Origin of the sequence: Pseudomonas sp. PB101 (assembly GCF_009764265.1) — a bacterium.
Lineage (GTDB): Bacteria > Pseudomonadota > Gammaproteobacteria > Pseudomonadales > Pseudomonadaceae > Aquipseudomonas.
Genome location: NZ_RWIR01000023.1, coordinates 1 through 7,136 on the forward strand (window position 1 = coordinate 1; position 7,136 = coordinate 7,136).

Here is a 7,136-nt window from a genome sequence, read left to right on the forward strand (position 1 = left end):
GCTCCCACAGGTTTTTACGTAACCTGTGGGAGCGTGGCTTGCCCGCGATGGCGGCATAACTGACTCACTCCGCTCTCACGGACAATCGCGTCCTTCCGTCACCTCCCTGAAATTTTCCTTGCCCCCCCGAACCTGTTTCGGTTATCACTTTGTACATGATTAGACAGGTACGATTTGACAAGAAACAACGGGTGGTCGACGAACTCATCCGGCGCATCGAAAGCGGCCTCTTGGAGGACGGCTTTCAACTGCCGGGTGAGCATCAGTTGGCTCAGGAATTCAAGGTCAGCCGAGGCACTTTGCGTGAGGCCCTGGCCGAATTGAAACGGCGCAACTACATCGCGACGCAGAGCGGGGTGGGTTCCATCGTCACCTTTGACGGCGTGGTGCTCGACCAGCGCAGCGGCTGGGCGCAGGCGTTGGCGGACAGCGGGGCGCTGGTCAATACCGAAGTGTTGCGGCTTGAGGCGGTCACCCGCCCTGATCTGCTGTCGCGTTTCGGCACCGACCAGTTCATCACCCTCGACCGTCGTCGCCGTTCCAACGACGGCACGCTGGTCTCCCTCGAACGCTCACTGATGCCCGCCTGCGGAGGCCTGGAAAGCCTGCCGCGGGTCGGTCTGATCGACAACTCCCTGACCATCACCCTGGCCGCTTATGGCTACATCGGCGACCACGGCGATCAGTGGATCGGTGCCGAACCCCTGAGCGCCGAAGACGCCGAACTGCTGGGCCGCCCGGTCGGCACGGTGTTCCTCAAGGCCTTGCGCACCACCTACGACCGGCAGAACCGATTCATGGAACAGGTCGAAAGCCTGCTCGATCCCGTGCACTTCCGTCTGCACCTGCAATTTGGAAATTCGAAATGACTGCGCTCAATCGTGCCCTGGGCGCGTTCTATGGCCTGGCCCTGGGCGATGCACTGGGCATGCCGACCCAATCCCTGAGCCGCGCACAGATCCAGGCGCGCTTTGGTGAAATCACCAGCCTCGAAGACGCCGGCCCCGATCAGCCGATTGCCGCCAACATGCCCAAGGGCTCGATCACCGACGATACCGAACAGGCGATCCTGGTCGGCCAGTTGTTGATCGATGGCGAGGGCAAGATCGAACCGTCGGTGCTCGCACAGCGTTTGATCGAATGGGAGGCGGTGATGCAGGCCAAGGGCTCGCAGGATTTGCTCGGCCCTTCGACCAAGCGCGCCATCGAGATGATCCTTGCCGGTCATTCGCCCGAAGAAGCGGGGCGCTACGGCACCACCAATGGCGCGGCGATGCGCATTACGCCTGTGGGGATCGCGGCGAATGTCGCCGATCCGCAGCGATTCATTGAAGCGGTCGTGCAGGCTTGCCAGGTCACTCATAACACCACGTTGGGGATCTCCAGCGCGGCGGCGGTGGCGGCGGTGGTGTCTGCCGGCATCAACGGCATGGACCTGGGCGAGGCCTTGAACCTCGGCCAGCAAATCGCCCAGCAAGCCGAAAGTCGTGGTCACTGGGTGGCCGGTGGACGGATTGCCTCGCGCATCAGTTGGGCGCGCAGCATCAGCGTCGACAGTGACAACGGGCTGCTCGCCGATGTGCTGTACGACGTGATCGGCACCTCCGTGGCTTCCCAGGAGTCGGTGGTGGTGTCGTTCGCCTTGGCCCAGCAAGTGGCCATCGGTGAAATGAGCGCCTTCGATGCACTGTGCATGGCCGCCAGCCTGGGCGGCGACACGGACACCATCGCGGCGATTCTGGGCGCGATGCTCGGGGCCTGCCTGGGTCTTGAGAGCTGGCCTGTGGAGATGATCGACAAGGTCAAGGTGGTCAATGATCTGGAGCTGGAGCCATTGGTGACCGGGCTGCTGGCTTTGCGTTGACTGGACGGGCCCCATCGCGGGCAAGCCCGCTCCCACAGGGTTGAGGTACACCACGTACCTGTGGGAGCGGGCTTGCCCGCGATGGGCGCGCCACCGACTTGACTTGATAACCCCGCAATGGATCGCCAATTCCGCAATTGCCCACAACCAAAACAAATGGCAACAGGAGCATTTTTCATGAGTTCAACCAACGCCGGGCAAAGCGCCGGGCAACTGGAAACCCGCGGCATCGAACCGGTGCCGGAATCCGAGTGCAACGGGCATCCGCTGCAACTGTTCTGGGTGTGGTTCGCCGCCAATATTTCCATCCTCGGCCTGCCGTTGGGCGCGACCCTGGTGGCCTTTCGCGGGTTGGCGATCTGGCAGGCGATCATCGTCGCGATCCTCGGTGCCGCCGGCTCCTTCGCGGTGGTCGGGATCATCTCCATCGCCGGCCGTCGAGGCCGTGCGCCGAGCCTGACCCTGTCGCGAGCGATCTTCGGTGTGCGCGGCAACATCGGCCCCACGCTGGTCTCGCTGATGTCGCGCCTGGGCTGGGAAACCGTCAACACCACCACCGCTGCGTTCGTGCTGCTGTCGCTGTGCTCGATCCTGTTCGGCTCGCCGGTGGAAGCCAAGAGCGCACCGCTGCTGACCCTGGTGTTCATCGCGATTTTCGTGCTGTTGACCTTGTCGGTGTCCGGCCTCGGCCACGCGACCTTGCTGGTGATTCAGAAGTGGGCGACCTATGTATTCGGCGCGCTGAACATTCTGGTCGGTGGTTTCCTCTGCGCGACCATCGACTGGAGCGCGGTGTTCAACGCAACGCCCGCGCCGATCAGCGCGATGATCATCGGCGTCGGCACCATGGCCGCCGGCACCGGCATCGGTTGGGCCAATGCCGGCGCGGACATGTCGCGCTACCAGCACCGCAGCGTCAAGGCCGTGCGCCTCGTGGCTTCGGCGGCGTTCGGTGCGGGGATTCCGCTGGTGCTGCTGATCACCCTCGGCGGCTTGCTGTCGGTGGGCAACAACGACCTGGCGCAAGCCACTGACCCGATCATCGCGATCCGCGACATGCTGCCGACCTGGATGGCCGTGCCGTACCTGATCACTGCCTTCGGCGGCCTGCTGTTGTCGAACAACCTGTCGGTGTACTCCGCCGGCCTGACTACGCTGACCCTGGGCCTGAAGGTCAAGCGCGTGTATGCGGTGGTGGTCGACATCGTGGCGATCTTCGCAGGTTCAATCTACTTCATGCTGATCGCCGACAGTTTCTACGGCCCGTTCATTACCTTCATTTCCCTGCTGGCCGTACCGATCACGGCGTGGGTCGGGATCTTCGTGGTCGACCTGATCCATCGTCACTACTACAGCCCCAAGGACCTGCTGAACGTCAGCCCGAGCAGTGCCTACTGGTATCGCGGCGGCATCGAGTGGCGTGCGTTCGGCGCATGGGCGATCGCCATCGTGCTGGGCTTCAGTTTCACCACCATCGGCACCACCGCGGAAAATGTCTGGTTCAAGGGCTTGCTGTCCGACTCATGGCTGGGCCACAACGGTCTTGGCTGGATCGTGACCTTCGTCGTGGCGGGCGGGATCTACTTCGTACTGGGCGGGGCCAGGGATCGCCGCGCCGCCGCAATCGAGAACGCTCATGCCTAGAATGCTGCACACCGGCCAGGTCATCATCGACCTGGTCATGGCCGTGGACAAACTGCCCGAAGCGGGCGGCGACGTGCTGGCGCAGTCCGCCAGTTTCGAGGCCGGCGGCGGTTTCAATGTGATGGCCGCGGCACAGCGCAATGGCCTGCCGGTGGTCTACCTGGGCCGCCACGGTAGCGGACGCTTCGGTGACCTGGCTCGTGAGGCGATGAGCGCCGAAGGCATCCGCATCGGCATTACCGATCGCGCAGAACGCGACACCGGGCTGTGCGTGGCCATCACCGACGCTTCTGCCGAACGCAGTTTCGTGTCTTACATCGGTGCCGAAGGCGAGTTGAGCGCCGAAGATCTGGCGAGTGTGCCGGCCGAGGCGGGCGACTACGTGTACGTCAGCGGCTACAGCCTGCTGCACGTAGGCAAGGCGCAGGCGCTGGTGGATTGGGTGCTGGCGCTGTCGGATGGCGTCAATGTGGTGTTCGATCCGGGCCCGCTGGTGGATTCGCCGGACGCGCCGATGATGCAAGCCTTGCTCGCGCGCATCGATGTGTGGACCAGCAATGCCGTGGAGGCGCTGAAGTTTACCGGCGCGGCGGACATCACCCAGGCGCTGGATTGCCTGGCAGGGCACCTGTCGGCCAAGGCACTGATGGTCGTGCGCGACGGGCCCGCAGGGTGCTGGATCAGCCATGGCGCAGAGCGTCGGCATGTGCCGGGGTTCAAGGTCGACGCGGTGGACAGCAATGGCGCCGGCGATGCCCATGCCGGTGTGTTTGTGGCCGGGCTGGCGCAAGGTTTGTCGGCATTCGAGGCGGCACGGCGGGCCAATGCAGCGGCGGCGCTGGCGGTCACCCGTTGGGGGCCGGCGACTTCGCCGGGGACGGCTGAAGTGGATGAGTTGATCCGCAGGACTTTCAGCGACTGATCTGCCGCCATCGCGGGCAAGCCCGCTCCCACAGTTGACCGGGTTGCGCAGACGAACATGGTCCCCTGTGGGAGCGGGCTTGCCCGCGATGGGGTCTTTGGCTACAGCACAAAAAGTGGTCTTAACCCGCTTTGCGCAACGCCTCGATCAGCTCCTGCTTGCGCATCGAAGACCGCCCGGGAATATCCTTTGCCCGTGCTTTTTTCCTCAAGCTATCGACTGTTGGAGTTTCCCGCGAAGCCTTGCTTCCACGAGGCGTGGGATTTCTCCTGAGTCACTATTGGCTGATATGACTTTCCTTGTCCTCGGTGGTGCTTGAACCGAGGCCGCCAGTGCCGGGCGTTTTTTTGTCCGGCAGGTCCGCCCCGCCCTGACGCCCCATGTCATTGCCCTGGGTGCGTGGGTCGGTGCCGGTGGAGGGCGGCAGGTTGTGGTCAATCGTGGTGCCATCGGTGTTCATGCCGGGAACACTCTGGATGGCCGGTGCCCTGGGTTTTTCCACCGGGTTGGTCGGGCCGGTGCTGGAGCCGATGGTCCCGGCGAACGAGGTGCAAGACAGCAGGGCGGTGAGGGCGAGGGCGGTCAACCTGGACAGGATCATGGTGTTGTCTCCAACGGTTAGAGTCCTTACCTGATTAGTCCGCCCTCGAGACGAATGGGTGCATTGTCAGCGACGAACGGCTCAGGCTTGTTGCAGCGCCTTGGCCGTGGTCACCCGACGCCAGATCAACCGGCCCACGGTGATCAGCCAGTTGAGCGAGGCCACCGCCAACACCGTCAGCAGCAGCGTGGCCATGCCTTGCTCGACGATGATTTTCCCGGCCAGCAAGGGAAAGCCGAACACGCCGATGAAGTACGACAGGCTGAACAGCAGCAAGGATTGCGCAGTGGTGCCGTTCGGCGCTTCATTGGCGGCCAGGCCGTTGATCACCGAGTAGGTCAGGCCGTAGCCGATCCCGAGCATCACCGCCGCGAGCACGTAGCTGAAGCTGCTGGCGACGACATGACCGAACATCACGATCGATGCCAGCATCAGCCCCGACAGCAGGCACGAGGCGCGCAATGGATCACGCTTGACCACGAACCCGGCAACCAGCATGCGACCGCTGATCGCGGCGCTCATGAAGCCGAGGAAGAACAGCGAATAGTCGAGCGAGCGCGCCGCGGCATAACTGGTTTGAAAGCTCGACAGACCACCGAACACGCAGCCGCCCAGACCGACCATGATGATCGGGAAAATGGCCCGGGACGACAGCACTTGTCCCGCTGCACGCCAGGAAATCCGCGACACGCTGGTTGATTGGGTGTTCGCCTGTTTCAACTGCCGATCCAGGCGCCAGAACAGCAGCACACCGATCAGGCTGGCCAGCGCGGCCAGGTAGAACGCCGCCGTCACCGGATAACCGAGCGCACTCGCCGCGCGGCCGAGCAAGGGGCCGCTGCCGATCCCGGTCATCATGCTGCCCGATAGCAGGGCGAAGTATTTGGCGCGTTGCGCGGGGGGCACCAGGCTGGCCACGATGATCGGCCCGAGGGTGTAGAACACGCCCCAGCCCAGGCCCAGCAGCAGGCCGAAAAACAACAGCAGATCACCGAAACCCGGGGTCAGGGCGAAGCCCAGGCTGGCCGCGACCAACAGTACACCAAACAACGCCACTGACCGGGCGGCACCGAGCAGGTCGGACAAATGACCGGAAACGATCACCGCCGCAAAGGTGCTGAGCATCGCCGCCGAAATCACGCTGCCGGCGTCATGTTCGTTGCCACCGCGCGAGCTGATCAGCAACGACAGCAAAAACGTCGAACCGTACGACAGCGACAACAGGTAACTGGCGAGGCAAAACAGGCCGAACAACTTGCTTGAAACGGGGGGTGTAGCGGTAGACATGACGCGGTTCCTTGACCGGATAAATGAGCAGCGCCGCTATCTAACCACGCAGTGCGCGAATGTTAGGTCCGAGGTTATCGATGCCAGGGTTAGTGTCGGCCGGAGTAAAGCCTCTACGCCCCCTCGCCACAAATACCGCGCCGACTTAGTATGGCGTTTTCCTCTTTTTGACAAGGCACGTCCATGACGATCGAAATCCGCCCGGCGACCCCCAGTGACGCACCGCAAATCCTCGCGTTCATCACTGAGCTGGCCGACTACGAACGTGCCCGCCATGAAGTCATCGCCAGCGTTGCCGACATCGAGCGCAGCCTGTTCAGCGAAGGCGCCACCGCCCATGGCCTGATCTGCCTGCGCGAGGGTGAGGCCATCGGTTTCGCGGTGTTCTTCTTCAGCTATTCCACCTGGCTTGGCAGCAACTGCCTGTACCTGGAGGACCTGTACATCACCCCGGAACAGCGCGGCGGTGGTGCGGGCAAGACCCTGCTGCGGCACCTGGCGAAAATCGCCTGCGCCAATGACTGCGGCCGTTTCGAGTGGAGCGTGCTGGAGTGGAATACGCCAGCTATCGATTTCTACAAATCCCTGGGTGCACAGCCGCAGGAGGAGTGGGTTCGCTATCGGATGGATGGGTCAGTACTGCGGGATTTCGCCGCGGGCAACTGATCGCGTTTAAAAGAACGCAGCCTTCGGGCTAATGCCGATCAGTTAAGCCTTCTCGCTTGACCTTTGGCCGCAAGAAATCAAAATCCGATGCCTGTACTGGCATCGGATTTTTTTATGCGTCTCGCTCGAGCCCTGGAACTGACCCACAACAT

General features: G+C 63.0%; 7 protein-coding genes and 1 pseudogene. 5 read left to right on the top strand and 3 right to left on the bottom strand.

Going from position 1 to position 7,136, the window contains the following annotated elements:
• Positions 1–155: 155 nt before the first annotated feature.
• From EI969_RS06640 to EI969_RS06655, 4 genes are all read left to right on the top strand, one after another.
• Positions 156–869: a GntR family transcriptional regulator gene (locus EI969_RS06640; RefSeq protein ID WP_160386711.1), complete on the top strand. Its 714-nt coding sequence runs from the start codon at positions 156–158 to the stop codon at positions 867–869.
• Positions 866–1,864, top strand: a complete 999-nt coding sequence (locus tag EI969_RS06645) for an ADP-ribosylglycohydrolase family protein (RefSeq protein ID WP_160386713.1) — start codon at positions 866–868, stop codon at positions 1,862–1,864. The genes EI969_RS06640 and EI969_RS06645 overlap by 4 nt, the downstream gene beginning before the upstream one ends.
• A gap of 177 nt (positions 1,865–2,041) precedes the next feature.
• Positions 2,042–3,508: a cytosine permease gene (locus tag EI969_RS06650; protein WP_160386715.1), complete on the top strand. Its 1,467-nt coding sequence runs from the start codon at positions 2,042–2,044 to the stop codon at positions 3,506–3,508.
• The gene (locus EI969_RS06655) at positions 3,501–4,430 is read left to right on the top strand and encodes a PfkB family carbohydrate kinase (RefSeq protein WP_160386717.1); all 930 of its coding nucleotides are present in this window, start codon (positions 3,501–3,503) and stop codon (positions 4,428–4,430) included. Before EI969_RS06650 ends, EI969_RS06655 begins: the two co-directional genes overlap by 8 nt.
• A 121-nt stretch (positions 4,431–4,551) precedes the next feature.
• On the opposite strand, the pseudogene EI969_RS06660 reads toward EI969_RS06655, so the two are convergent.
• From EI969_RS06660 to EI969_RS06670, 3 genes and pseudogenes are all read right to left on the bottom strand, one after another.
• Positions 4,552–4,698 (bottom strand): annotated as a pseudogene (locus EI969_RS06660) (Rho termination factor N-terminal domain-containing protein); the annotation flags it as partial.
• Positions 4,699–4,707: 9 nt separating this feature from the next.
• Positions 4,708–5,031 (bottom strand): hypothetical protein, encoded by a 324-nt coding sequence (locus EI969_RS06665; protein ID WP_160386719.1) that lies wholly within the window; start codon positions 5,029–5,031, stop codon positions 4,708–4,710.
• 81 nt (positions 5,032–5,112) lie between these two features.
• A complete protein-coding gene (locus tag EI969_RS06670) occupies positions 5,113–6,318 on the bottom strand; it encodes an MFS transporter (RefSeq protein WP_160386721.1) in 1,206 nt (401 codons plus the stop codon).
• 183 nt (positions 6,319–6,501) lie between these two features.
• Between EI969_RS06670 and EI969_RS06675 the strand changes: the two genes are divergently transcribed.
• The gene (locus tag EI969_RS06675) at positions 6,502–6,984 is read left to right on the top strand and encodes a GNAT family N-acetyltransferase (RefSeq protein ID WP_160386723.1); all 483 of its coding nucleotides are present in this window, start codon (positions 6,502–6,504) and stop codon (positions 6,982–6,984) included.
• The last annotated feature ends 152 nt before the right edge of the window (positions 6,985–7,136 follow it).

Bases quoted from the DNA above. Each gene is read 5' to 3' on its own strand.
- EI969_RS06640 (WP_160386711.1), top strand. From the start codon at position 156: ATGATTAGACAGGTACGATTTGACAAGAAACAACGGGTGGTCGACGAA.
- EI969_RS06645 (WP_160386713.1), top strand. From the start codon at position 866: ATGACTGCGCTCAATCGTGCCCTGGGCGCGTTCTATGGCCTGGCCCTG.
- EI969_RS06650 (WP_160386715.1), top strand. From the start codon at position 2,042: ATGAGTTCAACCAACGCCGGGCAAAGCGCCGGGCAACTGGAAACCCGC.
- EI969_RS06655 (WP_160386717.1), top strand. From the start codon at position 3,501: ATGCCTAGAATGCTGCACACCGGCCAGGTCATCATCGACCTGGTCATG.
- EI969_RS06665 (WP_160386719.1), bottom strand. From the start codon at position 5,031: ATGATCCTGTCCAGGTTGACCGCCCTCGCCCTCACCGCCCTGCTGTCT.
- EI969_RS06670 (WP_160386721.1), bottom strand. From the start codon at position 6,318: ATGTCTACCGCTACACCCCCCGTTTCAAGCAAGTTGTTCGGCCTGTTT.
- EI969_RS06675 (WP_160386723.1), top strand. From the start codon at position 6,502: ATGACGATCGAAATCCGCCCGGCGACCCCCAGTGACGCACCGCAAATC.